23 protein-coding genes, 5 tRNA genes and 1 pseudogene are annotated in these 24,451 nt (G+C 61.4%); 20 read left to right on the plus strand and 9 right to left on the minus strand.

Translation table 11 applies throughout. The features are described from left to right. Window positions 1-10 precede the first annotated feature (10 nt). The 4 genes from codB to LOY70_RS10205 form a co-directional block, all read right to left on the minus strand. Entirely contained in the window at window positions 11-1,282 is a 1,272-nt protein-coding gene (gene codB / locus LOY70_RS10190) for a cytosine permease (protein ID WP_265035992.1), read from the minus strand. Between the two features lie 278 nt (window positions 1,283-1,560). Further along, the gene (locus LOY70_RS10195) at window positions 1,561-2,391 is read right to left on the minus strand and encodes an alpha/beta fold hydrolase (RefSeq protein ID WP_265035994.1); all 831 of its coding nucleotides are present in this window, start codon (window positions 2,389-2,391) and stop codon (window positions 1,561-1,563) included. A 178-nt stretch (window positions 2,392-2,569) separates the two neighbouring features. Beyond that, entirely contained in the window at window positions 2,570-2,926 is a 357-nt protein-coding gene (gene queD, locus LOY70_RS10200) for a 6-carboxytetrahydropterin synthase QueD (protein ID WP_025212792.1), read from the minus strand. Window positions 2,927-3,009: 83 nt separating this feature from the next. Next, window positions 3,010-4,089, minus strand: a complete 1,080-nt coding sequence (locus tag LOY70_RS10205) for a patatin-like phospholipase family protein (RefSeq protein ID WP_265035999.1) — start codon at window positions 4,087-4,089, stop codon at window positions 3,010-3,012. Window positions 4,090-4,252: 163 nt separating this feature from the next. Between LOY70_RS10205 and LOY70_RS10210 the strand changes: the two genes are divergently transcribed. The 7 genes and pseudogenes from LOY70_RS10210 to LOY70_RS30125 all read left to right on the plus strand — a co-directional run bounded on the left by LOY70_RS10210 (window position 4,253) and on the right by LOY70_RS30125 (window position 10,321). Next, complete coding sequence (locus tag LOY70_RS10210; RefSeq protein WP_123414428.1) at window positions 4,253-4,561, plus strand: PepSY domain-containing protein; 309 nt, start codon at window positions 4,253-4,255, stop codon at window positions 4,559-4,561. Then, the gene (locus tag LOY70_RS10215; protein WP_123341924.1) at window positions 4,561-4,872 is read left to right on the plus strand and encodes a PepSY domain-containing protein; all 312 of its coding nucleotides are present in this window, start codon (window positions 4,561-4,563) and stop codon (window positions 4,870-4,872) included. Before LOY70_RS10210 ends, LOY70_RS10215 begins: the two co-directional genes overlap by 1 nt. Continuing rightward, window positions 4,872-5,540 carry a response regulator transcription factor gene (locus LOY70_RS10220; protein ID WP_025212796.1) on the plus strand — a complete coding sequence of 223 codons (669 nt, stop codon included), beginning with the start codon at window positions 4,872-4,874 and terminating at the stop codon, window positions 5,538-5,540. The genes LOY70_RS10215 and LOY70_RS10220 overlap by 1 nt, the downstream gene beginning before the upstream one ends. Beyond that, on the plus strand, window positions 5,537-6,850 hold the full coding sequence (locus LOY70_RS10225) for a sensor histidine kinase (protein ID WP_265036003.1): 1,314 nt from the start codon (window positions 5,537-5,539) through the stop codon (window positions 6,848-6,850). The genes LOY70_RS10220 and LOY70_RS10225 overlap by 4 nt, the downstream gene beginning before the upstream one ends. 250 nt (window positions 6,851-7,100) lie before the next feature. Then, complete coding sequence (locus tag LOY70_RS10230; RefSeq protein WP_265038005.1) at window positions 7,101-8,417, plus strand: Na+/H+ antiporter family protein; 1,317 nt, start codon at window positions 7,101-7,103, stop codon at window positions 8,415-8,417. A gap of 224 nt (window positions 8,418-8,641) precedes the next feature. Next, window positions 8,642-9,463 (plus strand): annotated as a pseudogene (locus LOY70_RS30120) (cache domain-containing protein); the annotation flags it as partial. 102 nt (window positions 9,464-9,565) lie between these two features. Further along, window positions 9,566-10,321 (plus strand): methyl-accepting chemotaxis protein, encoded by a 756-nt coding sequence (locus LOY70_RS30125; protein ID WP_405045646.1) that lies wholly within the window; start codon window positions 9,566-9,568, stop codon window positions 10,319-10,321. A gap of 270 nt (window positions 10,322-10,591) precedes the next feature. Here LOY70_RS30125 and yegQ read toward each other — a convergent pair whose 3' ends face one another. Next, window positions 10,592-11,917 (minus strand): tRNA 5-hydroxyuridine modification protein YegQ, encoded by a 1,326-nt coding sequence (gene yegQ / locus LOY70_RS10240; protein WP_265036006.1) that lies wholly within the window; start codon window positions 11,915-11,917, stop codon window positions 10,592-10,594. A 147-nt stretch (window positions 11,918-12,064) separates the two neighbouring features. Between yegQ and LOY70_RS10245 the strand changes: the two genes are divergently transcribed. Continuing rightward, complete coding sequence (locus LOY70_RS10245; RefSeq protein ID WP_192260858.1) at window positions 12,065-13,126, plus strand: AI-2E family transporter; 1,062 nt, start codon at window positions 12,065-12,067, stop codon at window positions 13,124-13,126. On the opposite strand, the gene LOY70_RS10250 is transcribed toward LOY70_RS10245, so the two are convergent. The 3 genes from LOY70_RS10250 to LOY70_RS10260 form a co-directional block, all read right to left on the minus strand. Continuing rightward, a complete protein-coding gene (locus LOY70_RS10250; protein ID WP_046063464.1) occupies window positions 13,123-13,305 on the minus strand; it encodes a hypothetical protein in 183 nt (60 codons plus the stop codon). The genes LOY70_RS10245 and LOY70_RS10250 overlap by 4 nt on opposite strands. An 88-nt stretch (window positions 13,306-13,393) precedes the next feature. Then, the gene (locus LOY70_RS10255; RefSeq protein ID WP_025212803.1) at window positions 13,394-13,588 is read right to left on the minus strand and encodes a hypothetical protein; all 195 of its coding nucleotides are present in this window, start codon (window positions 13,586-13,588) and stop codon (window positions 13,394-13,396) included. Between the two features lie 246 nt (window positions 13,589-13,834). Further along, window positions 13,835-13,910, minus strand: a tRNA-Asn gene (locus tag LOY70_RS10260). Between the two features lie 233 nt (window positions 13,911-14,143). Between LOY70_RS10260 and LOY70_RS10265 the strand changes: the two genes are divergently transcribed. Continuing rightward, on the plus strand, window positions 14,144-14,371 hold the full coding sequence (locus tag LOY70_RS10265) for a hypothetical protein (protein ID WP_123341917.1): 228 nt from the start codon (window positions 14,144-14,146) through the stop codon (window positions 14,369-14,371). 260 nt (window positions 14,372-14,631) lie between these two features. Here the strand turns inward: LOY70_RS10265 and LOY70_RS10270 are convergent, their stop codons facing one another. Then, window positions 14,632-15,828, minus strand: a complete 1,197-nt coding sequence (locus LOY70_RS10270) for an amino acid aminotransferase (RefSeq protein ID WP_265036013.1) — start codon at window positions 15,826-15,828, stop codon at window positions 14,632-14,634. 332 nt (window positions 15,829-16,160) lie between these two features. Between LOY70_RS10270 and uvrB the strand changes: the two genes are divergently transcribed. The 11 genes from uvrB (at window position 16,161) to LOY70_RS10325 (ending at window position 24,402) form a co-directional block, all read left to right on the plus strand. Next, window positions 16,161-18,176: an excinuclease ABC subunit UvrB gene (gene uvrB / locus LOY70_RS10275; RefSeq protein ID WP_265036015.1), complete on the plus strand. Its 2,016-nt coding sequence runs from the start codon at window positions 16,161-16,163 to the stop codon at window positions 18,174-18,176. Window positions 18,177-18,407: 231 nt separating this feature from the next. Continuing rightward, window positions 18,408-19,889 (plus strand): glutamate--tRNA ligase, encoded by a 1,482-nt coding sequence (gltX, locus tag LOY70_RS10280; RefSeq protein ID WP_265036017.1) that lies wholly within the window; start codon window positions 18,408-18,410, stop codon window positions 19,887-19,889. A gap of 146 nt (window positions 19,890-20,035) precedes the next feature. Then, window positions 20,036-20,111 (plus strand) — tRNA-Ala (locus LOY70_RS10285). Between the two features lie 79 nt (window positions 20,112-20,190). Beyond that, window positions 20,191-20,266, plus strand: a tRNA-Glu gene (locus tag LOY70_RS10290). 53 nt (window positions 20,267-20,319) lie between these two features. Then, a tRNA-Ala gene (locus LOY70_RS10295) sits at window positions 20,320-20,395 on the plus strand. Window positions 20,396-20,472: 77 nt separating this feature from the next. Continuing rightward, window positions 20,473-20,548 (plus strand) — tRNA-Glu (locus tag LOY70_RS10300). A 182-nt stretch (window positions 20,549-20,730) separates the two neighbouring features. Then, complete coding sequence (locus tag LOY70_RS10305; protein ID WP_265036019.1) at window positions 20,731-21,270, plus strand: TetR/AcrR family transcriptional regulator; 540 nt, start codon at window positions 20,731-20,733, stop codon at window positions 21,268-21,270. A gap of 28 nt (window positions 21,271-21,298) precedes the next feature. Beyond that, entirely contained in the window at window positions 21,299-22,132 is an 834-nt protein-coding gene (locus LOY70_RS10310) for an alpha/beta fold hydrolase (protein WP_265036021.1), read from the plus strand. A gap of 45 nt (window positions 22,133-22,177) precedes the next feature. After that, window positions 22,178-22,627 carry an acyl-CoA thioesterase gene (locus LOY70_RS10315; RefSeq protein WP_265036022.1) on the plus strand — a complete coding sequence of 150 codons (450 nt, stop codon included), beginning with the start codon at window positions 22,178-22,180 and terminating at the stop codon, window positions 22,625-22,627. A 243-nt stretch (window positions 22,628-22,870) separates the two neighbouring features. Then, window positions 22,871-23,830, plus strand: coding sequence for a tRNA dihydrouridine synthase (locus LOY70_RS10320; protein WP_265036024.1), 960 nt, complete (start codon window positions 22,871-22,873; stop codon window positions 23,828-23,830). Between the two features lie 119 nt (window positions 23,831-23,949). Continuing rightward, window positions 23,950-24,402 (plus strand): Hsp20 family protein, encoded by a 453-nt coding sequence (locus LOY70_RS10325; protein ID WP_265036026.1) that lies wholly within the window; start codon window positions 23,950-23,952, stop codon window positions 24,400-24,402. Window positions 24,403-24,451: the final 49 nt, after the last annotated feature.

Consider the following 24,451-nt stretch of genomic DNA (forward strand, 5'->3'; position numbering starts at 1 on the left):
GGCGAGTCCTTTATAGGTCTTGTAGTGGTGCGTCGGCGGTGCGAGTACCCATTACGCCGATCAATAGCACATACGTTAGCGCGCCAGTGGCGATTCCTACCAGTGGCGCGACCCATGGCGAGTTGAACGCGGCGACGGTGCCAAGCCCATAGGCCAACAACCCGGGCCAGTTGAACGCCGGCAGCTGTGCTTCGGCCAGGCGTGGATAGCGACCGCGCCAGCGGAAGAAGAAATCGGCCATGATCACGCCACCAATGGGCGGGATCACGGTGCCCAGCAGAATCAGGTATGGCACCAGCAAATCGTACATGCCCAGCAGGGCCAGCAGCGTGCCGATCACGGCGCCGCCCAGGGTCACGGTTTTGCGTCGACGGGTACGCAGCAGGTTGCAACCGGCCACTGCGAAGTTGTAGATGGTGTTGTCCTGGGTGCTCCAGATGTTGAGCAGCAGCATGGCCATCGCCGCCATGGCGAAACCCTGCAGCAGCAACACTTCGACCACGTCCGGCTGTTGATAGACGATGGCCCCGTAGGCGCCGATCAGCACCATCAGGCCGTTGCCGAGGAAGAAGCCGATCAGGCTCGCCAGCACCGCGACCTTCGCCGAACGGGAGAAGCGCGTCCAGTTGGTGGCCTGGGTCGCGCCGCTGACGAAGGTGCCGAACACCAGCGTGATGGCGGTGGACCAGTCGAGGCTGGCGGTCGGTACCACCGCCAGCAAGCCGTCGAGGCCGCCGATCTTAACCGTCGCCACCCACATCGACAGCATCAGCAGCAACATCATGGCTGGCACGGCGATGTACGAAAGGATTTCCAGCCCGCGATAACCCACGTAGGCCGTGGCGCAGAAGCCCAGGCCGAACAGCACCATCAAGCCCAGCACGGTGCTTTCGCTCAATTCGAAATATTTGCCCAGCACCACGGCGGCGGTCGCCGTGCCCCAGGCGTACCAGCCGATCTGGGTGAAGCCCAGGATCAAGTCGCTGAGCTTGCTGCCCACCTCGCCAAAGCAGAAGCGGCCCATCAGCACCGAATTGAGCCCGCTCTTGAACGCGATGTAGCCCAGGCCCGCGGCATAGAGGCCCAGCAGCAGGTTGCCGAGGGTGATGACCGTGAGCATTTCGGCAAAACCGAACGCCACCCCCAGCTTGCCCCCGGCAAACATCGTGGCGGTGAAAAAGGTGAAGCCCAGCAGCACCATGGCCGTGGAGGCCAGGCCCTTGCGGGCATGCATCGGGACTTCGCTCAAGGGATAGTCGTTGCCCGGATCGTTCTGAGTCATGTGGCGGTCCTTGCGGATGAGGGGAATATCGCAAGCGTGCAGTGGCCGTGCCAAGCGAGTGATCGCGAGGTTATTTATAGACAATCCTGGGGATTGGGTGGGCGCAGGGATCGAAAGCGGTGCGCGAGTGATTCAAGTTGGAACACAGATCTCATTGCGCATGAAGATCCCTGTGGGAGCGAGCTTGCTCGCGATAGCGGTCTGTCTGTCACCTATGTGTTGAATGTGCCGCCGTCATCGCGAGCAAGCTCGCTCCCACAGGGGAAATGCAGTGTTTTTCAGGTCGGGGAGGACAATGGCAGAAACCGTAACACCGCTGCCACGATGGCCTCCGGCGCATCTTCCTGGACCAGGTGCCCGGCCTTCGGAACAGGGTGAAGTTGCGCCCCCGGGATCAACCGGTGCAGAGCCCGGCCGCGCTCGATGGGAATCCACTGGTCATCCTCCCCCCAAAGGATCTGGGTCGGGCAGCGCACGTTCGGATACAGGCCCTCGGCTTCACGGGTGTAGCGTTCGTCCATCTGCGCGATCTGCCGATAGAACGCCGCCTGGCCCGTCTCGCCAAGCCACGGCTGCACGTAGGGCGCCAACTCTTCGTCGGGGATGTCCCGTTTGATCGCGCCGCGGATATAGGTGGGCACGATGGCCCGCTGAATGTAGTCGGGCAGGCCGCTGAAGGCCGCTTCATGCTGGCGTACATGCTGCACGAAAGGTGAGCCCCAGGGCGACAGCGCCACGGGGTCTATCAGGGTCAGGCTGCGGTAATTCTTGCCGTTGAGCAGATGCGTGCGCAGGGCGGTGGCGCCGCCAAAATCATGGGCCACCACGTCCGGGCAGTCCAGGCCCCAGTGCTCCAGCAGTTGCGTGAGCAGATGGTTCTGCACGCCGAGGGACACGTCGGCATCCGGTTGCGCGGACTGGCCATAACCCAGCAGATCGAAGTAATGCACCCTGTGGGTGGCGAAGAACAGTGGGGCGATTCGGTGCCACACGTAGGAAGAGAAGGGCGTGCCATGGACAAACACCAACGGCGGGCCATCGCCCTGGATGGCGTAGCGAATGCGGTGCCCGTTGAAGTCGAATTCCTGATCCAGCGGCCAGTTGGTCATGATCGGCGCTCCACTGAAAATGGCTCAGGGACCAAGCATAGGCCAATGCTGACGGGACAGGAAAACACAGGGGTGGCAGCCAAGTCTGTGGGAGCGAGCTTGCTCGCGATTGCGGTTTGTCTGTCACCTAGGTGTTGAATGTGCCGCCGTCATCGCGAGCAAGCTCGCTCCCCAGGCTTTATTCGCCGTGATAGATGCAACCGCTGGTGCACGTCTCATGGATGCGAATGGCGCTGAGCTCCGGTAGCAACGGCTTCAACTCATTCCAGATCCACTTGGCCAGGACTTCGCTGGTGGGATTTTCCAGGCCCGGGATGTCGTTGAGGTAGTTGTGGTCCAGGCGCTCGTAGAGCGGCTTGAAGATCGCCTTGATCTCGGAGAAGTCACGAATCCAGCCGGTGTGCGGGTCGATGTCGCCGCTCAGGTGGATCGCCACCTTGAACGAGTGGCCATGAAGGCGGCCGCACTTGTGGCCTTCCGGCACGTGGGGCAGGCGGTGAGCGGATTCGAAGGTAAATTCTTTGAAGATTTCCACAGGTTCGGGCTCTTTAAGGTAGCGGTCGCGAGGCAGGCGGCGGAGTTTATCAGTTTGATCCCTGCGTTGCGCGAGCGTGCTGACTAAAGGGTCAGCAAACGCTCGCCCAGCCCACCGTTGGCCGCCAGTTCGAGGAACTCGTCACCGAGCCGGCGGCTCTCGTCCATCGCCGTGCGCCAATATTTGCGGCGGCTCGGGTCATCGCCCATGAAGCGCTTGAAGTCGTTGCGGTCCGGCAGTTTGCCGTAGGGCAGGCGCGCCAGGTATTCACGGGACGGCGCCAGCAACAGCACGTCCTGCAGGCGGTCGACGTTGCCCCGACGCCACGGCAGGCCCTTGTCGAACCAGCCGGGAATGACCCGGTCGGTGAAGTGCGGATAGAGCACGATGTCCTCGCCGCTGTAGGGCAGGTCAAGGTGGTAGTCCAGCAAACCGCCGTCGCGGTAGGTGCCGGTACCGGCGCCCGGCAGGTCGCGCACGCCTTCCATCACCATCGGGATCGAGCCTGACGCCAGCAGGGCCTGGCGCAGGTTGCCGGCGGCCAATGGAACGAAACGCGACGGAAAGTCATTCAACGGATGCAGGGGCGGGGCCAGGCGCGGGTCATGGATGATCAACCGTTCGAAATGCCGCGACAGCCGGGCGCGGCCCCGCAGGTTGTCGGCGATCACCGACGACAGCCCCAGGCCCAGCCGGCCGCGATGATCCTGGGCGAGCAGGCCGTGGCTCTTGACGACCATGATGTTGAGCCGGTATCGCGGGTTATCGAGGATCGAGGTGTCGCGCCCGTCGAGCAAGTCATCGAGCATGCGCTGCGAGCTCTGGCTGACACCGGCCATGGTCACGCCTTTGGCGAAGCTTTGTTCGTTGTACAAGGTGCCCAGGCGCCGGATCCCTTCGGCGGCGTCCGGCAGGCAGGCGCTGGCGAAGCGCCAGGCTCCCACCGAGGCCCCGATCAGCGAGCGTTCCCGGGGCGCGGCGGGCAACCATTCGCCGAACAGCGCCAGGTCCAGACCTTGGATGCCCAGGGCCTTGGGACCGCCAGCGGCGCCGGGCAAAATGCCGACGTCGGCGGCATTCAAGCCGGCCTGGCGGATTCGTGCAAAGGCACGGGGGCCGGCCTTGAGGGTCAGGGCGGGAAACTTGATGTGGATGGCGGTCATACCGGTCTCGAATACGGGTAGGCGGCTGATTATAACGACACAAAACCCTGTGGGAGCGAGCAAGCTCGCTCCCACATTGATGTGGGTTCCATGATGGCAATTCAGTTTCAGTTAAGTTCACCCCGATACAGTCGCCCGGTAAACCTATAAAAGGAGAAAACCCATGAACCGCCTGACTGCCCTGTTCCTCGCGACCTTCATGGCCCTCAGCACTGGCCTGGCTCACGCCCGAGACCTCAACGACGACGAAGCCCGCAAACTGCAAGACGCTGGTACCATTCTGTCCTTTGAAAAACTCAATGCCATTGCCCTGGCCGAACACCCTGGCGCCACCTTGACCGATACCGAGCTGGAAGAAGAGTACGGCCGGTACATTTATCAAGTGGACATGCGCGATACCCAGGGCATTGACTGGGATCTGGAAGTGGACGCCGTCACCGGCAAGGTGCTCAAGAATCATCAGGATACGTAATGAAGCTTAATCTATGCGCCCGCAGCCGATGGACGCTGGTGCTGCTGGCGTTTTGTTCGCTGGCCATGGCCCGGGACCTGGACCAGGACGAAGCGCTGCAACTGCGCCAGCAGGGTGTGATCCTGCCGCTGGAGCACTTGCTGCAACAGGCGCTGGACCTGCATCCCGGCGCCAAACTGCTGGAGGCCGAGCTGGAGGAAAAACACGGCGTCTATATTTATGAGGTCGAGCTGCTGGATACCGACGGCGTCGTGCGCGAACTGGACTTGGAGGCCGCAACCGGCCGCTTACTCAAAGATAAGGAAGACTGATGCGCCTGCTTCTGGTGGAAGATCACGTTCCCCTGGCCGACGAACTGATGGCCGGGCTGACACGACAGGGTTACGCCGTCGATTGGCTCGCCGATGGTCGCGACGCGGTGTATCAAGGCAGCATCGAGCCCTATGACCTGATCATCCTCGACCTCGGCCTGCCGGGGGTGCCGGGGCTCGAGGTGTTGGCCCAGTGGCGCGCCGGCGGCCTGGCGACCCCGGTGCTGATCCTGACCGCCCGCGGCTCCTGGGCCGAGCGTATCGAGGGCCTGAAGGCCGGCGCCGACGATTACCTGACCAAACCGTTTCATCCTGAAGAACTGCACCTGCGGGTCCAGGCGTTGTTGCGCCGTTCCCATGGCCAGGCCAACCAGCCGACGCTCAAGGCGGCGGGGTTGCATCTGGATGAAGGTCGCCAATGCGTGATCCGCGACGGCACGGACATCCAACTGACCGCCGCTGAGTTTCGCCTGCTGCGCTATTTCATGCTTCATCCCGAGCAAATTCTTTCCAAAAGCCATCTCGCTGAACATCTGTATGACGGTGAAACCGAGCGCGATTCCAACGTGCTGGAAGTCCACGTCAATCACCTGCGGCGCAAGCTGGGACGCAGTGTGATCGAAACCCGTCGCGGCCAGGGTTACCTGTTCGGCGGGCAGGCGCAGTGATCTCCATCCAGCGGCGCCTGAGCCTGGGCCTGATTGGTGTGATGGTGGTGGTCGGGCTGGTTCTGGCGCAAACCAGTTTGTGGTTGTTCGAACTGGGCTTGCAGCGTTACCTGGAAGCCGGGCTGCGCAACGACAGCGAGAACCTGCTGGTGGCCCTGGTGCGTGGGCCGCAGGGTCTACAGCTGGATGAGCGACGCTTGTCGCCGGCCTATCAACGGCCGTTTTCCGGGCATTATTTCCGCATTGATTTTGCCGAAGTGCATTGGCGTTCTCGCTCCCTGTGGGACCAGGAACTGCCCCGGCTCGACCATCCAGGCCTGCACAGCAACCTGCAATTGGGGCCAGAGGGGCAGAAGCTGCTGGTACTGCGCACCGACTATCGACGCCTGGGCCAGGCGATTTCCATCAGCGTGGCCCAGGACTACACACCCGTGCGTGACAGTTTCCGGCGGATGCAGCAGATCGGCCTCGGCCTCGGCTTGGCGGGGTTGCTGTTGATTCTGTTATTGCAACGCATCACTGTGCACCGCGCCTTGCGTCCCCTGGATCGGGCCCGCGAGCAAATCGCCCAGTTGCAGCGCGGGCAGCGCTCGCAGCTCGACGAGCAGGTGCCGCGGGAACTGGAACCGCTGGTGGCGCAAATCAACCATCTGCTGGCCCACACCGAAGACAGCCTCAAGCGTTCGCGCAACGCGCTGGGCAACCTGGGCCATGCCCTGAAAACCCCGCTGGCGGTGCTGCAAAGCGTGGCTTCGAACGAAAAGCTCGATCCCTATCCTGAGTTGCGCAAGCTGTTGCTCGAGCAACTGGAGCAGGTCAGGCAGCGCCTGAACCGCGAACTCAACCGTGCCCGACTCTCCGGCGATGCGCTGCCCGGCGCGCACCTGGACTGCGACGCCGAGCTGCCGGGATTGTTGGCCACGCTGAACATGATTCACGGCGAACACCTGCATTTGAGTTACCTCGCATCGCCGGGCTTGCACCTGCCCTGGGATCGGGAAGACCTGCTGGAACTGCTGGGCAATCTGCTGGACAACGCCTGCAAATGGGCAGACGCCGAAGTGCGCCTGACGGTGACCGAGACGGCCGAGGGTTTCAGCCTGGCGGTGGAAGACGACGGCCCAGGCATTCCCGAGGATCGTCGCGAACAGGTATTCAGCCGCGGCACGCGACTGGATGAGCAGACCGATGGCCATGGCCTGGGGCTGGGCATCGTGCGGGACATCGTCGACACCTGGGGTGGGACGTTGGCGCTGGCCGAGAGTGAGTGGGGCGGGTTGAAGGTCGTGATCGAACTGCCTAAACGCTGACCTCTATCGCATGACGCCGCCCATCCTGTGGGAGCGAGCTTGCTCGCGATGGCGTCCGTTCATTCCCATCGGTATCAACTGATAGATTGCTATCGCGAGCAAGCTCGCTCCCACAGTCGAGGGTGGTGGCTGCAAATACTGCGAGACAGGAAAACCCGCCGCATGACGCTTGCAGCTTGCCGCCGCTTGCTGCAAAGTCGCGACCTTTTTGTCCGGTGGCTTTCCATCGCTGTGCTTTGAGGTAACGATGATAAATGCAGTAATTGCCGCGGTTGGCGTCATGCTGGTGCTCAGCTTGTCCCGCGTGCATGTGGTGATCGCGCTGATTGTCGGCGCGTTGGTGGGTGGCCTGACGGGTGGCCTGGGCATCGAGGCGACACTCAAGGCGTTCAACGCCGGCCTGGGTGGCGGCGCGACGGTGGCGTTGTCCTACGCCTTGCTCGGCGCTTTCGCCGTGGCGATTGCCAAATCCGGCATGGCCCACGCCCTGGCGGACAAAGCCCTGGCCCTGGTGGACCGCCAGGACGCCGCCGGTGGCACGGGCGTCAAATGGGTGCTGATCGGCCTGTTGGGAACGGTCGCAGTCGCCTCCCAGAACATTCTGCCGATCCATATCGCCTTCATCCCGCTGCTGGTGCCGCCGCTTCTCTTTGTGCTGACCAAGTTGCAACTGGACCGCCGTTTGATCGCCTGCGTCATGACCTTCGGCTTGATCACGCCCTACATGTTCCTGCCGGTGGGCTTCGGCAATATCTTCCTCAATGAAATCCTGCTGGCCAACATCGCCCGCAGCGGCGTGGACGTCAGTGGCATCAACGTCACCCATGCCATGGGCATTCCGGCGCTGGGCATGGTGTTCGGCCTGCTGCTGTCGTTGTTCAGTTACCGCAAGAAACGCGTCTACGACCTGAAGAGGATCGCCCGGGTCGAGCAGGTGGCGGTGCGCTACAACCCCATGACCCTGCTGGTGGCGGGGCTGGCGATTGTCGCGGCGTTCGCCATCCAGCTCTTGGTCGACTCGATGATTATTGGCGCCCTGGTCGGGTTCCTGATTTTCTCGGTATCGGGTGTGGTGCGCTGGCGTGAAACTGACGATCTGTTCACCGAAGGCATGAAGATGATGGCGATGATCGGCTTCATCATGATCGCCGCCTCAGGCTTCGCCGAAGTGATGAAGGCCACCGGTGAAGTCCAGAGCCTGGTGGAGACCTCGGCGGCCTGGATCGGCCACAACAAGGGCATCGGGGCGCTGATGATGTTGTTGGTGGGGCTGCTGGTGACCATGGGCATCGGCTCGTCGTTTTCCACGGTGCCGATCCTGGCGACGATTTTCGTGCCGCTGTGCCTGCAACTGGGCTTCAGCCCGCTGGCGATCGTCTGCATCGTCGGCACCGCCGGCGCCCTGGGCGATGCTGGCTCGCCCGCCTCGGACTCGACCCTGGGCCCGACCTCTGGCCTGAACATCGACGGTCAGCACCACCACATCTGGGACACCGTGGTCCCGACCTTCATCCATTACAACCTGCCGTTGCTGGCGTTCGGTTGGGTGGCGGCGATGGTGTTGTAGCCTCAAGACCGAGTCGCCTGCATCGCGAGCAAGCTCGCTCCCACATTGATCTGCTGTGAACACCATCAGTCCCATGTGGGAGCGAGCTTGCTCGCGATGGGCCTTCCATTCAGCGACTCTGCTTCAGACCGTTCGCGAAAGCCTTTTCACCTTGTCCTACAGTTTTACCGCGCCGTGCCGTTAATACAGTTAACCACGCCATAAAACCAACAAGAGTGAACAGCATGCGCCTGAGCCTGAAGGCTAAAGTCCTGTCCCTGGCAATACTGCCCGTTTTGTTGTCCGCTGTGATCATCAGTCTGACCACGGCGTTCATCTTGAAGGAACAAGCCCGCAATGAGGTACAGCAGACCCGCGAGCGTCTGCTGGCCGATGCCAAGGCCACGTTGCAGAACTACGTGGCGGTGGGCCTTACCGCCATTAAGCCGCTGTACGATGCCGCTGCCCCAGGCGATACCGAGGCGCGCGCCCAGGCGATCAAGCTGCTGTCGAGCGTCAGCTACGGCAAGGACGGCTACTTCTTCGGCTACGATTCCGAGACCGTGCGCCTGTTCAAGGCCAACAGCCCCGACGGCGTGGGCAAGAGTTTCAAGGACAACCGCGATCCGAACGGTGTCTACGTCAACCGCGACCTGGTGAAGGTCGCCAAGGATGGCACCCATTACCTCGAATACAGCTCGCCATTGCCTAACAGCAAAGACCTGGTGCCGAAACTCGGCTACACCGAATACCTGGCCAAGTGGGACATGGCGGTCGGTAGCTCGGTCAACCTGGACGGCATCGAAGGCCAGGTGGCCCTGGTAGAAGCCAAGGTCCATGATCGTGTACAAGGCGTGATATTGAGCATTGTCGGGATCGCCGCCGTGGTGTTGCTGGTAATTGCGGTGGTGGGCCTGTTGCTGGCCAATACCATCCTGCGGCCGCTGAACCTGATGAAAGACAACCTCGATGACATCGCGGCAGGCGAGGGTGACCTGACGCGCCGCCTGGCGATCACCAGCCAGGATGAACTTGGCCAACTGGCCGGTTCGTTCAACCGCTTCGTCGACAAGATCCACGGCCTGGTGCGGCAGATCACCGACATGACTTCGCAACTGACCGGCCTGGTGACGCAAGTTTCCGAGCAGGCCCAGCGCTCCGAGCAAGCCATGGAACGTCAGCGCCACGAAACCGATCAGGTTGCCACGGCGATCAACGAGATGTCCTCGGCTGCCCAGGAAGTCGCCCGCAGTGCCCAGGGCGCCGCCGTCGCGGCGCAGCAGACCGACGAAGAAGGCCAGTCCGCCAAGCGCGTGGTGGCCGGCAGCATCCAGCAGATTCATGCGTTGGTGAACGATATTCGCAGCAGCGGCGTGTCCCTGGACAGCCTGCAGCAGGACGTGGCCTCGATTGTCAGTGTGCTCGGGGTGATTCGTTCGATCGCCGAGCAGACCAACCTGCTGGCCCTCAACGCCGCCATCGAGGCCGCGCGTGCCGGGGAGGCGGGGCGTGGGTTCGCGGTGGTGGCCGATGAGGTGCGGGCCCTGGCCAGCCGGACTCAGCAAAGCACCCAGGAAATCCAGGGCATGATCGATCGCCTGCAATCAGGCACCCATGCGGCGGTGGAAGCGATGCGTCGCTCCAGCGAGGCGGGCGATGGCACGTCGGCGAAAGCCAACGAGGCCGGGGCGTCCCTGGACACCATGGCGCAGTTGATCGGCACCATCAACTCGATGAACGCCCAGATCGCCAGCGCCGCTGAAGAGCAGACCGCCGTGGCCGAGGAAATCAACCGCAGCGTGCATCAGATCGCCGTGGCGGTGGACAGCGTCGCCGACGAAACCCAGCTCGGCGCCCAGACCTCCCGCAGCCTGGCTGATCTGGGCCAGCGCCTGGGCAAACTGGTAGGGCAGTTCCGGATCTGACGTCCAGGAGCTGCCGAAGGCTGCGATCTTTTGCTCTCGATCCAGATGTTTTCACCTGGGCAACCGGGTCTTATCGGGAAAGAAGGATCGCAGCCTTCGGCAGTTCCTGCCGCGGGCTGAAACCTGCTAGTTTGCAAATCCTGAATTCACCAGCAATCTCTGTGGGAGCGAGCTTGCTCGCGAAGGCGGTCGATCAGCCACCGCCTGCGTTGATCATGAAATTGCTATCGCGAGCAAGCTCGCTCCCACAGAGGAATTGCGCTGCCGGTCTTACTTCTCGCTGATATCCCGCATCAACAACCCAAACCGCAGGTCCACCGCATCCGGAATCGGCACGTACACCACATGCCCATCCCCCGGTGCCACGTCGATGCCTTGGCCCTTGATGTTCTGCAACTGATGCAGATCGAAGTGAAAGTTGCCCTTGGGGGTCATCAACTCCATGTGATCCCCCAGACTGAAGCGATTCTTCACCCGTACTTCGGCCAGGCGTTCGCGCCGTGCGCCGGTCAGTTCGCCGACGAACTGCTGGCGCTCCGACACCGAGCTGCCGTTCTGGTAATTCTGGTATTCGTCGTGCACGTGGCGCCGTAGAAAACCTTCGGTGTAGCCGCGCTGGGCCAGGGATTCCAGGTCGGTCATCAGGCCGCGGTCAAACTCACGGCCGGCCACCGCGTCATCGATGGCCCGGCGATACACCTGGGTGGTGCGGGCGCAATAGAAGTGCGACTTGGTCCGGCCTTCGATCTTCAAGGAATGCACGCCCATGCGCGCCAGTCGTTCCACATGCTGCACCGCCCGTAGATCCTTGGCATTCATGATGTAGGTGCCATGCTCGTCCTCGAAGGCCGGCATCAACTCCCCAGGGCGGTTCGCTTCCTGAAGCAGGAACACTTCATCGGTGGGGGCGCCGAGGCCCAGGGTCGGTGCGGGCTCAAAGGTTTGCACGATATCGCCCGCTGCGTTTTCCACCGCCGGTTGCGCCGAGTACTTCCAGCGACAGGCATTGGTGCAACTGCCCTGGTTGGCATCACGCTTGTTCATGTAACCCGAGAGCAAGCAGCGCCCGGAGTAGGCCATGCACAGCGCCCCATGGACGAACACTTCCAGCTCCATGGCCGGCACCTGCTCGCGGATCTCGGCGATTTCCTCCAGGGACAACTCCCGGGACAGGATGATCCGGCTCAAACCCTGCTGCTGCCAGAACTCGACGCTCGCCCAGTTCACCGTATTGGCCTGTACCGACAGGTGGATTGGCATCTGTGGAAAATGCCGGCGAACCAGCATGATCAACCCCGGGTCGGACATGATCAATGCGTCCGGCGCCATGGCGATCACCGGCTCCAGGTCCTTGAGGAACGTGCGTAGCTTGGCGTTGTGCGGGGCGATGTTCACCACTACGTAGAAGCGCTTGCCCATGGCCTGGGCCTCGGCAATGCCCAAGGCCAGGTTCGCGTGGTCGAATTCGTTGTTGCGCACCCGCAGGCTGTAGCGCGGCTGACCGGCGTACACCGCATCGGCACCGTAGGCGAAGGCATAGCGCATGTTTTTCAGGGTGCCGGCGGGCGCCAGCAGTTCGGGGGCGGCGAGGGTCATGGTGGGGTCAGGTCGCAAAAAGCGGGGAGGCTACGCCAGGGGCGGCCAGGCCTCATTGACCTGAATCAATGTGCAGCGCAAACGTGAAGGCACTCCGGCGAGTCCTGGCGGACTAATGTGTATCCCGCCTTTGGACATGGAAAGCTGATGAATCGAAAGATGCTACAAAACAAAGCCCAGATGTTGCTCCTGGTGCTGGTCACGGTCGCCTTCATCTGGATTCTGCTGCCATTTTACGGTGCGGTGTTCTGGGCGGTCATCCTGGGTATCGTCTTTGCGCCGATGCAGCGCCGCTTGCAGTTGAGGTTCGGCTGGCACCGCAATGTCACCTCGCTGGTCACGTTGAGCATCTGTGTGGTCTGCGCGATCTTGCCGGTGATCATCATCAGTACGTTGTTGGTCCAGGAAGGCGCGGCGTTGTACAAGAGCCTGGAAAGCGGCGAGCTGGACATTGCCGATTACCTGGCCCGCTTCAAGGATGCCTTGCCGCCGTACTTCCAGCACCTGCTGGACCGTTTCGGCCTGGGCAACCTGAACGGCTTGCGCGACAAGATCGTCAAGAGCGCGATGCAGGGCAGCGAGTTCTTCGCCACCCAGGCCTTCAGTTTCGGCCAGGGCACCTTTCAGTTCCTGGTCAGCTTCTTCGTGATGATCTATCTGCTGTTCTTCTTTCTGCGCGACGGTGCGGAACTGGTGCGCAAAGTGCGCATGGCCGTTCCCCTGGGGGAACATCAAAAGCGCCGTCTGCAGTTGAAGTTCAATCGGGTGGTACGGGCCACGGTGAAGGGCAACCTGCTGGTCGCCATCAGCCAAGGTGCGCTGGGTGGGCTGATCTTCTGGATCCTGGGGATTCCGACCGTATTGCCCTGGGCGGTGCTGATGGCGTTCCTGTCGTTGTTGCCGGCGGTGGGGGCGGGCCTCGTCTGGGCACCGGTGGCGGTGTACTTCCTGCTCTCGGGGGCGATCTGGCAGGGCGTGGTGCTGACGCTGTTCGGGGTGTTCGTAATCGGCCTGGTGGACAATTTCCTGCGGCCGATCCTGGTGGGCAAGGACACCAAGATGCCTGACTACATGGTGCTGGTCTCGACACTGGGTGGGCTGGCGGTGTTCGGGCTGAACGGCTTCGTGATCGGGCCGCTGATCGCCGCGCTGTTCATGTCCTGTTGGGCCTTGTTCGTCGAAAGCACGCCGCGTGTGCAGTTGCCCTAGGCCCTCAACAGGTAGGGCCCGATGCGTTGCGACAGTGCCTGGGCGGCGGGCAGTGAAGTCAGCGGGCCGCTGATGGTCACGCCGTCTTGCACCAGGTACCAGCAGGCCAGCAGCCCGAGCTCCCGGAGTGGGGCGGGGACGGCACTGCCAATGACAGACATGATTTGAACCTTGGGCATGGGAACCTCCATCAATCGATGGGGTTACCTTACGACTCAGCCGGGGAGACGAAAAATCAACAGCCTCGATAGTAGGAATCGATGCCGCTCAATCGACGACCAAGTCGAGCATATGCACCACTTCCTGCTCGTTGAGCAGACCCTTGCGAACCAGGTTTTCCGCCAGCAATGAAAGGAACTTGGCGCTGCGGTGGCCTTCCAGGTGCCTGAGTTCAGTCAGTACGTTGTACACCTTGCTGGAGGTGCACAGGCCGACAATGCGGTGAGGATTTTGCGTGGGCATAGCTTCGTCCTTGTTGTTATGAAGCTGTTATTGACGGACATCACCAGTTTGCGGCGATGCCATGACACTCGCGTGACAGCTTGGATGATCGAAAAAAGAAAGCAGGATTCAGACCATAATGCCTTTTTGGCGCCAGATTATTGTTCCGGCAGCGACCTCGACAGGCTTTTTCAACCGGCAACGCTTTTTTTTGCCCACAAAAAAGCCCCCGAATCTTTCGATTCAGGGGCTTGATTTGTCGCTATCTGGCTCCACGACCTGGACTCGAACCAGGGACCCAGTGATTAACAGTCACTTGCTCTACCAACTGAGCTATCGCGGAATGACGCGTATGTTACTGATTGGAAAAGAGAAGTCAAGCCTCTGCCGGCAAATGGTGCAGTCCAGGTGACCATTGAAGGTTCGGCAACGATTGGCAGTTACCGCGACGGCGAGAGAGGACTACCATGGTCGCCCGGAAGTGGCAGGACGCGCTGCCGGCCATTCGCCGACCAAGGTACGCGCCATGAACCCTCTGTTACCGCTTCACCCAGTCAACCGCACCGAGGTGTCGCTATGAGCACCACGCAGATCAGCTTGCCCAAAGGCGTGGGGCCGCACGCCGAAAAACTTTACGACGCCATCGTCCAGGCGAGCACGGCTGAAGAACTGAACCGTGCCGGGGGCAAGGCCGAGGGGTTTGTCCTGGGACTGGAAAGCACCAAGGCCATCAAGAGCCAGGTCGCCGAGTCGTTATATGTCGTGTACGACGATGCGGCGAGTCAGCGGGCGACGGAGTTGTAGTCGCGATGCATTTGCTTGTATAGGAAATGCGGGGCTGGATGCTTTGTGGCGAGGGGATTTATCCCCGCTGGGCTGCGTAGCAGCCCTGAAATCAGCAACGGATGTAGCAGGTTAATAACTTCAAGCACCTTGGGGCTGCTTCGCAACCCAGCGGGGATAAATCCCCTCGCCACAGGTTTTGGTGTGTGCCTGTTTTCATAGGTTTAGACAGCCAAAAAAAACGGGAAGCCATGGCTTCCCGTTTTTCATCCCGACGACCTTCAGATCACCTGGACAATGGCCTTGGTCACCGCATCGATGTTGTTCTGGTTCAGCGCGGCCACGCAGATGCGGCCGGTGTCCAGGGCATAGATGCCGAACTCGTTGCGCAGCCGCGTCACTTGTTCAACGGTCAGGCCGGAGTAGGAGAACATCCCGCTCTGGCGTGCGACGAAGCTGAAGTCGTGCTGCGGCGCGGCCTTGGCCAGCATGTCGACCATCTGGTTGCGCATGCCGCGAATGCGCAGGCGCATTTCGGCCAGTTCCGCTTCCCACTGGGCCCGCAGCTCAGGGCTGTTGAGCACGGCGGCGACGATGCTGGCGCCATGGGTCGGCGGGTTGGAGTAGTTGGTGCGGATCACGCGCTTGACCTGGGACAGCACACGGGCGCTTTCCTCTTTCGATTCGCTGACGATCGACAGGGCGCCAACGCGCTCGCCGTACAGGGAGAACGACTTGGAGAACGAGCTGGACGCAAAGAAGGTCAGGCCCGACTCGGCGAACAGGCGCACGGCCGCGGCGTCTTCGTCGATGCCTTCGCCAAAGCCCTGGTAGGCCATGTCCAGGAACGGTACGTGGTTCTTGGCCTTGACCACGGCCAGCACGTTTTTCCAGTCTTGCGAGCTCAGGTCCACGCCGGTCGGGTTGTGGCAGCAGGCGTGCAGCACAACGATCGAACGGTCGGGCAGGGCGTTGAGGTCTTCCAGCAGGCCGCTGCGGTTCACGTCATGGGTGGCCGCGTCGTAGTAGCGGTAGTTCTGCACCGGGAAGCCGGCGGTTTCGAACAGGGCGCGGTGGTTTTCCCAGCTCGGGTCGCTGATGGCCACGACGGCGTCAGGCAGCAGTTGCTTGAGGAAGTCGGCACCGATCTTCAGAGCACCGGTGCCGCCCACGGCCTGGGTGGTGATGACGCGACCGGAGGCGATCAGCGGGCTGTCCTTGCCAAACAACAAGGTCTGGACCGCCTGGTCGTAGGCGGCAATGCCGTCGATGGGCAGGTAGCCACGGGAAACGTGCTGAGCCACGCGAGTCGTCTCGGCTTCGACAACGGCGCGCAGGAGTGGAATGCGCCCCTCCTCGCTGCAGTAAACACCCACGCCCAGGTTGACCTTATTGGTACGGGTGTCGGCGTTGAATGCTTCGTTGAGGCCCAGGATGGGGTCGCGGGGTGCCAATTCGACAGCGGAAAACAGGCTCATTATTGCGCGGCTCTGAATGGAGTGTGGGGGGACGTGTCGCGCTCCAGCCGGATGCACTAGAGCGGTGCACAAACGGGGAGCTAGTATAGAGGCCATCACTGGGCAGGGCGACAGGCGATTCGGCTTTTACGGTAAGTATTTTCGATTTTTTTCGACCGTTAGTCCCTTCGCCGCGTCAAAGTCTTCAAGGCGTGTAGGACGTTCGTCTTGAAAGCGAAGGCATTCACCTCCACATTGTGTGCATCCCAGCTTTTTCCTCGGACGGCAGCAGCCGTTTCGGTCTTTCTCGTTCCTGTCGGCTGGCCGACAGGGGTGAACCCAGAGGTTATGTTATGTCTGAATTCCAGCTAGTCACCCGATTCGAGCCCGCCGGCGACCAGCCGGAAGCGATCCGCTTGATGGTCGAAGGCATCGAGGCCGGGTTGGCGCACCAGACGCTGCTCGGTGTGACCGGCTCGGGCAAGACCTTCAGCATTGCCAATGTGATCGCCCAGGTTCAGCGCCCGACCCTGGTGCTGGCGCCGAACAAAACCCTGGCGGCGCAGTTGTACGGTGAGTTCAAGGCGTTCTTCCCGAACAACGCGGTGGAGTATTTCGTCTCTTATTACGATTACTACCAGCCCGAGGCCTACGTGCCATCGTCGGACACCTTCATCGAGAAGGATGCCTCGATCAACGACCACATCGAGCAGATGCGGCTGTCGGCGACCAAGGCGTTGCTGGAACGCAAGGACGCGATCATCGTCACCACGGTGTCGTGCATCTACGGCCTGGGGAGCCCGGAAACCTATTTGAAGATGGTGCTGCATGTGGATCGCGGCGACAAACTCGAGCAGCGCGCCTTGCTCCGACGTCTGGCGGATTTGCAGTACACCCGCAACGACATGGATTTCGCCCGGGCGACGTTCCGAGTCCGTGGCGATGTGATCGACATCTACCCGGCGGAATCGGACCTGGAAGCGATCCGCATCGAGCTGTTCGACGATGAGGTGGAGAGTCTTTCCGCATTCGACCCGCTGACCGGCGAAGTCATCCGCAAGCTGCCACGCTTCACCTTCTACCCCAAGAGTCACTACGTGACGCCACGGGAAACCCTGCTGGATGCCATCGAAGGGATCAAGGTCGAACTGCAGGAGCGCGTGGAATACCTGCGTTCGAACAACAAGCTGGTGGAAGCCCAGCGTCTGGAACAGCGAACCCGCTTCGACCTGGAGATGATCCTGGAGCTGGGCTACTGCAACGGCATCGAAAACTATTCGCGCTACCTGTCGGGTCGCCCGGCGGGTGCGCCGCCGCCCACCTTGTATGACTATCTGCCGGCCGACGCCTTGCTGGTGATCGACGAGTCCCACGTCAGCGTGCCCCAGGTCGGCGCCATGTACAAAGGCGACCGCTCGCGCAAGGAAACCCTGGTGGAGTACGGTTTCCGCCTGCCCTCGGCCCTGGACAACCGGCCGATGCGCTTCGATGAATGGGAAAGCGTCAGCCCGCAGACGATCTTTGTCTCGGCCACCCCCGGCAACTACGAGGCTGAGCATGCTGGCCGGGTGATCGAACAATTGGTGCGGCCGACCGGGCTGGTGGATCCGCAAATCGAAGTGCGCCCGGCGCTGACCCAGGTCGACGACTTGCTTTCGGAAATCACCAAGCGCGTAGCGTTGGAGGAGCGGGTGCTGGTCACCACGCTGACCAAACGCATGGCCGAAGACCTTACCGATTACCTGGCCGACCATGGCGTGCGGGTGCGGTACCTGCACTCGGACATCGACACGGTGGAGCGGGTCGAGATCATCCGCGACCTGCGCCTGGGCACCTTCGATGTGCTGGTGGGCATCAACCTGCTGCGCGAAGGCCTGGACATGCCGGAAGTGTCGCTGGTGGCGATTCTCGACGCCGACAAGGAAGGTTTCCTGCGCTCCGAGCGCTCGTTGATCCAGACCATCGGTCGCGCTGCGCGTAACCTCAATGGCCGGGCGATTCTTTACGCCGACCGCATGACCGGCTCCATGGAGCGGGCCATCGGCGAGACCGAGCGCCGTCGCGACAAACAGATTGCCTTCAACCTGGCCAACGGCATCACGCCCAAAGGGGTGTTCAAGGACGTTGCCGATATCATGGAAGGCGCCACCGTGCCTGGCTCGCGCAGTAAAAAGCGCAAGGGCATGGCCAAGGCCGCCGAAGAGAGTGCCCGCTACGAAGCCGAACTGCGCTCGCCGAGCGAGATCGCCAAGCGTATCCGGCAGTTGGAAGAGAAAATGTACCAACTGGCCCGGGACCTGGAGTTCGAAGCGGCGGCGCAAATGCGTGATGAAATTGGCAAGTTGCGGGAGCGGTTGCTGACTGTCTGAGGTTCTGGGGTAATTTCAAGGGCGCCATCGCGAGCAAGCTCGCTCCCACAGGGAACCCAGTTGTCCGCATTGGGCGCGGTCCAGTGTGGGAGCGAGCTTGCTCGCGATGGGGGCGCCTCGGTCTAACGACTGGCCACTCAAATCCGCCTCTTACTGGAGCCCGCCCGCCATCGCCTGTTACCATTCGCCCCCTGTTTGATCTTCGCTTTTATATTCTTTCCGAGACATGCCATGACCACCGTCCGCACCCGCATCGCGCCTTCGCCTACTGGCGATCCCCATGTCGGCACCGCTTACATCGCTTTGTTCAACTATTGCTTTGCCAAGCAGCATGGCGGCGAATTCATCCTGCGGATCGAGGACACCGACCAGTTGCGTTCGACCCGCGAGTCCGAACAGCAGATTTTCGACGCGTTGCGCTGGCTGGGCATCGACTGGAGCGAAGGCCCGGACGTCGGCGGCCCCCATGGCCCGTATCGCCAGAGCGAGCGCGGCGATATCTACAAGCAGTACTGCCAGCAGCTGGTGGACATGGGGCATGCGTTCCCCTGCTTCTGTACCGCCGAAGAGCTGGACCAGATGCGCGCCGAGCAGATGGCCCGTGGCGAAACCCCGCGCTACGACGGCCGTGCATTGCTGCTGTCCAAGGAAGAAGTCGCTCGTCGCCTGGCAGCTGGCGAGCCCCATGTGATCCGCATGAAGGTGCCCACCGAGGGCGTCTGCGTGGTGCCGGACATGCTGCGTGGCGACGTCGAGATCCCGTGGGATCGCATGGACATGCAAGTGCTGATGAAGACCGACGGCCTGCCGACGTACTTCCTGGCCAACGTGGTCGACGATCACCTGATGGGCATCACCCATGTGTTGCGCGGTGAGGAATGGCTGCCGTCGGCACCGAAACTGATCCTGCTCTACGAATACTTCGGCTGGGAACAACCGCAGCTGTGCTACATGCCGCTGCTGCGTAACCCGGACAAGAGCAAGCTGTCCAAGCGCAAGAACCCGACCTCGGTGACGTTCTACGAGCGCATGGGCTTCATGCCCGAAGCGATGCTCAATTACCTGGGCCGCATGGGCTGGTCGATGCCGGACGAGCGCGAGAAGTTCTCGCTGCAGGAAATGGTCGAGCACTTCGATCTGTCGCGTGTCTCCCTGGGTGGGCCGATCTTCGACGTCGAGAAGCTGTCTTGGCTCAACGGCCAGTGGCTGCGGGACCTGCCGGTGGAGGAGTTCGCCGCACGGGTGCAGAAGTGGGCGTTGAACCCTGAGTACATGATGAAGATCGCTCCCCACGTGCAGGGCCGGGTAGAGACCTTCAGCCAGATCGCACCGCTGGCCGGTTTCTTCTTTGCCGGTGGCGTGACGCCGGATGCGAAGCTGTTCGAATCCAAGAAACTGTCGGCCGATCAGGTCCGCCAGTTGATGCAGTTGATCCTGTGGAAACTCGAAAGCCTGCGCCAGTGGGAAAAAGACAGCATCACCGCCACCATCCAGGCGGTTGTCGAACATCTGGAGTTGAAGCTGCGTGACGCCATGCCGCTGATGTTCGCCGCGATTACCGGTCAGGCCAGTTCGGTGTCGGTGCTCGATGCCATGGAAATTCTCGGCCCGGACCTGACCCGCTTCCGCCTGCGCCAGGCCATCGACTTGCTCGGTGGCGTGTCGAAGAAGGAAAACAAGGAGTGGGAAAAACTGTTGGGTGCGATCGCCTAAGCGGTCGATGGGGCAGGGCATGCCCCGGTTTTCCGGGGTTTGTCGGTAAGTGATTGTTATCCCGGCAAAAAACTTTCAAATTTGTTGAAAATAAATTTGACAGCCCTCTGATACGCCCTTAAGATTCGCCCCGTCCTCAGCGATGAGGGGCTATAGCTCAGCTGGGAGAGCGCTTGCATGGCATGCAAGAGGTCGACGGTTCGATCCCGTCTAGCTCCACCAATTTACACTTCAGGGCCTGGCCACACGGGTCTTGAAGCGATCAACACTCAGCGTTGATCAGTTGTATAGAAGGGTTTGCGTCCCCTTCGTCTAGTGGCCTAGGACACCGCCCTTTCACGGCGGTAACAGGGGTTCGAGTCCCCTAGGGGACGCCAGTTTTACAGAAGCGATGTTGCAAGATATCGCTCCGCCGCGAGGCGAAAAATCCGGGGCTATAGCTCAGCTGGGAGAGCGCTTGCATGGCATGCAAGAGGTCGACGGTTCGATCCCGTCTAGCTCCACCAATTTACAGGTTCAAGGTCTGGCCACACCGGCCTTGAGTCGATCAGTTCTCAGCGCTGATCATGTTCAGAAGGTTTGTGTCCCCTTCGTCTAGTGGCCTAGGACACCGCCCTTTCACGGCGGTAACAGGGGTTCGAGTCCCCTAGGGGACGCCACGATTACCCGCTCTGCGGGATTTTATAAGGGTCATTCAATTCTTGAATGGCCCTTTTGTTTGCCTGGCGTTCGGCCAACTCTTCTATTTCTCGAAAAGATGCTTCTGATCAGTGGTCAGAATTTTCGCTTGCATAAAATTATTATGAGAATAATATTTCAATCGTAATATTCGGAGGTGGCGATGAGCGATAAAAAGGCACAAACCCGTGAACGCATTCTCAAGGCTGCCAGCGACGCGCTGATCCAGCGTGGCCCGGCGGAGCCGAGCGTGGGCGAGGTGATGGGCGCGGCCGGGCTGACAGTGGGTGGCTTCTATGCCCATTTCGAAAGCAAGGATGCCTTGATGCTGGAGGCGTTCAAGAACCTGCTCAGCCGGCGGCGTGGCTTGATTGCCGACATGGATGCCGAGCTGACCGGTGAAGAGCGGCGCGCTTTGGTCGCGGCGTTCTATCTGTCGCGCAAGCACCGCGACTCCACAGAAAACGCTTGCCCGATCCCTGCGTCAGTCGGTGAGCTCGGGCGGCTGCCGGATGCGTTCCGTGAGGTTCTCAATGAGCATATCGAGCTGATGACCGCACAGTTGGCGGCCAGCCCGGAAGACTCCGACAAAGTCTTGGCCGACATTGCCCTGATGGTCGGTGGCCTGGCGCTGGCACGGGCATTGGGCCCGGGAGAGTTGTCGGATCGTTTGTTGCGTGCCGCGAAGTCGGCGGTGCGATGAGCTAAGGCGCAAGCCCTGGAGATGAGCGATGAACAGGTTGAGCTGGATTCGTGGCGTCAATGGCACACTTGGCCGGCTGGCTCCGCGCCTGGTAGCGAAGAAGATGCGTGGGGTGTTCATGCAGCCCCGGAACCTGCCGCCCCGCGACTGGGAATTGCCGCTGCTGGCCAGTTCTGAGCGCATCACCTTGCGTTTCGGACTGTCGGCGTTACGTTGGGGCAGGGGCCCGGTCGTTCTGCTGATGCACGGCTGGGAAGGGCGGCCCACTCAGTTCGGGGCGTTGATCACTGCGTTGGTGAACGCCGGCTACATGGTGGTGGCGCTGGACGGCCCGGCCCATGGTCGCTCTCCTGGTCGCGAGGCGAATGTCTTGCTGTTCGCCAGGGCCATGCTTGAAGCCGCGGCTGAGTTGCCGCCGCTGCAAGCCGTGATCGGGCATTCCATGGGCGGTGCCAGTGCCATGCTGGCGGTTCAGTTGGGGTTGCGTACCGAGACCCTGGTCAGTGTTGCCGCACCCGGGCGTATTCTTGGCGTGTTGCGCGGGTTCGCCCGAATGATGGGGTTGCCACCCAAGGCACGTTCGGCCTTCATTCGCGAAGTGGAGCGTGATGTCGGCATGCGGGTCTCGAAGATGGACGTCTCCCACTACCAGCTGGATCTGCCCGGGCTGATCGTCCATGCCGAGGACGACACGTTCGTCTCGGTCAAGGAATCGCAACTGATCCACGAAGCCTGGTTCGACAGCCGCTTGCTGCGATTGCCCGAGGGTGGGCACCAGCGGGTGCTGGCCGATCCTCGGGTCATTGATGGTGTGTTATCACTGCTGGCTGGGCGCAGCCTGCAAGCGCGGCAATCGGCTTGATCATCCGTTACACTGCCCCGATCCACATTCAACCGGGAGAGGGGCATGGGCTGGGATCGGGCAACGCCATTCATCATTGATCTTCAAGTCAATGCCGAAGACATCGACGGGCTGGGCCACGCCAACAACGCGGTATACGTCACCTGGCTTGAGCGTTGCGCCTGGCGCCATTCCCAGCGCCTGGGGCTGGACCTGGTCGAATACCGGCGACTGGACCGGGCCATGGCGGTGGTGCGGCATGAAATCGATTATCTGGCGGCGGCCTACGAAGGCGACGAGCTGCAACTGGCGACCTGGATCGTCGACTGGGACCAGCGGTTGAAGATGACCCGGCATTTCCAGCTGATCCGCCCCAGTGACAACACCACCTTGCTGCGCGCCCAGACCACATTCGTCTGCATCGAACTGTCCACTGGCAGGCCCAAGCGCATGCCGCCGGAATTCATTGAAGGCTATGGCGTGGCGCTGAATCCATCTGGCGCCTTCATAGACTGACCCACCGCCATCGCGAGCAAGCTCGCTCCCACATAGATTGTGGTGGGCTCCGATGCTGTGGGTGTCCCCAACCCCTGTGGGAGCGAGCTTGCTCGCGAAAGCGGCGGCACATTCAACACTCCCGCAAGCTGACTCACCGCCATCGCGAGCAAGCTCGCTCCCACAAGGATTTGTGGTGAATGCCGGATATGTGGGCAAAATCCGGTAAACTGCCGCACGTTTTTTCGTTGAGTGTGTTTTTCCATGCAAATTGCCCTGGCGCCCATGGAGGGGTTGGTCGACAACATCCTGCGGGACGTCCTGACTCGGGTTGGTGGTATCGACTGGTGCGTCACCGAGTTCATCCGCATCAATGACCGCCTGCTCACGCCGGCCTATTTCCATAAGCTCGCCCCTGAGCTGCTGACCGATGCCCGGACCGCCGCCGGCGTGCCGTTGCGGGTGCAGTTGCTCGGGTCCGATCCGGTGTGCCTGGCGGAAAACGCGGCGTTGGCTTGTGAGTTGGGCTCAGAGGTCATTGACCTGAACTTTGGCTGCCCGGCCAAGACCGTGAACAAATCCCGGGGCGGGGCGGTGTTGCTTAAGGAGCCGGAACTGCTCAACCAAATCGTCGAACACGTGCGTCGCGCGGTGCCCAGGCACATCCCCGTCACCGCCAAGATGCGCTTGGGTTTCGACAGCCCTGACGGCGCGCTGGTCTGTGCCACGGCGTTGGCCGAAGGCGGCGCGGCGCACATCGTGGTGCATGCGCGGACCAAGACCGATGGCTACAAACCACCGGCTCACTGGGAATGGATCCCCAGGGTTCAGGACGTGGTCAAGGTGCCGGTGTTCGCCAACGGCGATATCTGGAGCGTGGAAGACTGGCGTCGGTGCCGCGAGATCAGCGGCGTCGAAGACATCATGCTCGGACGCGGCCTCGTTTCCCGCCCTGACCTGGCCCGGCAGATCGCTGCGGCCCGGGCCGGTGAAGAGGTGGTCGAGATGTCCTGGGCCGAGTTGCAACCGATGCTCCAGGATTTCTGGGTGCAGGTGGTCGAGCAACTGACACCCCGTCAGGCGCCCGGTCGGTTGAAGCAATGGCTGGCGATGCTGACCCGCAATTACCCTGAGGCGGTGGCGCTGTTCACTGCCCTTCGGCGGGAAACCGAGCTGGACGCGGTGGGTCGTTTGCTGGGTGTACAGCGTCCCGAAGCAGCCTGAAAAAAAATCAAAAAAAGCTCTTGAAAAGTATTTGGCGGACCCTAGATAGGGGTTGCGCGATGCCGAATTCGGGTCGCGGAGACAAAAAAACTTGCTGAATTTTTCAGGAGATTTGAATCATGAGTACTGCATTTTCCCTGGCCCCTCTGTTCCGTTCCTCGGTGGGTTTCGACCGTTTCAACGACCTGTTCGAAACCGCCCTGCGCAACGAACCGGGCAGCAGCTATCCACCCTACAACGTGGAAAAACATGGTGATGACGAGTACCGCATCGTGGTCGCCGCCGCCGGGTTCCAGGAAGAAGACCTGGACCTACAAGTGGAAAAAGGTGTGCTGACCATCAGCGGTGGTAAACGCGAGGCCAGCAGCGACAGCGTGACTTACCTGCACCAGGGTATCGCCCAGCGTGCGTTCAAGCTGTCCTTCCGGTTGGCGGATCATATCGAGATCAAATCCGCCGGCCTGAGCAACGGTCTGTTGAGCATCGATCTGTTGCGGGTGGTACCGGAAGAGGCGAAAGCCAAGCGCATCCCGATCAATGGGGCGCAACAGCAAGCCGTGTTGCAAAACTGATGCATCGCAGCTGAAGAAGGGCGCCAAATGGCGCCCTTCTTCATTGTGG

It is taken from the genome of Pseudomonas sp. B21-054, from assembly GCF_026016345.1.
Taxonomy (GTDB): Bacteria; Pseudomonadota; Gammaproteobacteria; order Pseudomonadales; family Pseudomonadaceae; genus Aquipseudomonas.

Coding starts and splice junctions, on each gene's coding strand:
- LOY70_RS10220 (WP_025212796.1), top strand. CDS start 4,872: ATGCGCCTGCTTCTGGTGGAAGATCACGTTCCCCTGGCCGACGAACTG.
- LOY70_RS10250 (WP_046063464.1), bottom strand. CDS start 13,305: ATGCCCAAGGTTCAAATCATGTCTGTCATTGGCAGTGCCGTCCCCGCC.
- LOY70_RS10305 (WP_265036019.1), top strand. CDS start 20,731: ATGAGCGATAAAAAGGCACAAACCCGTGAACGCATTCTCAAGGCTGCC.
- LOY70_RS30125 (WP_405045646.1), top strand. CDS start 9,566: ATGGAACGTCAGCGCCACGAAACCGATCAGGTTGCCACGGCGATCAAC.
- LOY70_RS10195 (WP_265035994.1), bottom strand. CDS start 2,391: ATGACCAACTGGCCGCTGGATCAGGAATTCGACTTCAACGGGCACCGC.
- LOY70_RS10265 (WP_123341917.1), top strand. CDS start 14,144: ATGAGCACCACGCAGATCAGCTTGCCCAAAGGCGTGGGGCCGCACGCC.
- LOY70_RS10205 (WP_265035999.1), bottom strand. CDS start 4,089: ATGACCGCCATCCACATCAAGTTTCCCGCCCTGACCCTCAAGGCCGGC.
- LOY70_RS10315 (WP_265036022.1), top strand. CDS start 22,178: ATGGGCTGGGATCGGGCAACGCCATTCATCATTGATCTTCAAGTCAAT.
- LOY70_RS10325 (WP_265036026.1), top strand. CDS start 23,950: ATGAGTACTGCATTTTCCCTGGCCCCTCTGTTCCGTTCCTCGGTGGGT.
- yegQ (WP_265036006.1), bottom strand. CDS start 11,917: ATGACCCTCGCCGCCCCCGAACTGCTGGCGCCCGCCGGCACCCTGAAA.
- LOY70_RS10255 (WP_025212803.1), bottom strand. CDS start 13,588: ATGCCCACGCAAAATCCTCACCGCATTGTCGGCCTGTGCACCTCCAGC.
- LOY70_RS10210 (WP_123414428.1), top strand. CDS start 4,253: ATGAACCGCCTGACTGCCCTGTTCCTCGCGACCTTCATGGCCCTCAGC.
- LOY70_RS10320 (WP_265036024.1), top strand. CDS start 22,871: ATGCAAATTGCCCTGGCGCCCATGGAGGGGTTGGTCGACAACATCCTG.
- LOY70_RS10310 (WP_265036021.1), top strand. CDS start 21,299: ATGAACAGGTTGAGCTGGATTCGTGGCGTCAATGGCACACTTGGCCGG.
- LOY70_RS10245 (WP_192260858.1), top strand. CDS start 12,065: ATGAATCGAAAGATGCTACAAAACAAAGCCCAGATGTTGCTCCTGGTG.
- LOY70_RS10215 (WP_123341924.1), top strand. CDS start 4,561: ATGAAGCTTAATCTATGCGCCCGCAGCCGATGGACGCTGGTGCTGCTG.
- codB (WP_265035992.1), bottom strand. CDS start 1,282: ATGACTCAGAACGATCCGGGCAACGACTATCCCTTGAGCGAAGTCCCG.
- LOY70_RS10270 (WP_265036013.1), bottom strand. CDS start 15,828: ATGAGCCTGTTTTCCGCTGTCGAATTGGCACCCCGCGACCCCATCCTG.
- gltX (WP_265036017.1), top strand. CDS start 18,408: ATGACCACCGTCCGCACCCGCATCGCGCCTTCGCCTACTGGCGATCCC.
- uvrB (WP_265036015.1), top strand. CDS start 16,161: ATGTCTGAATTCCAGCTAGTCACCCGATTCGAGCCCGCCGGCGACCAG.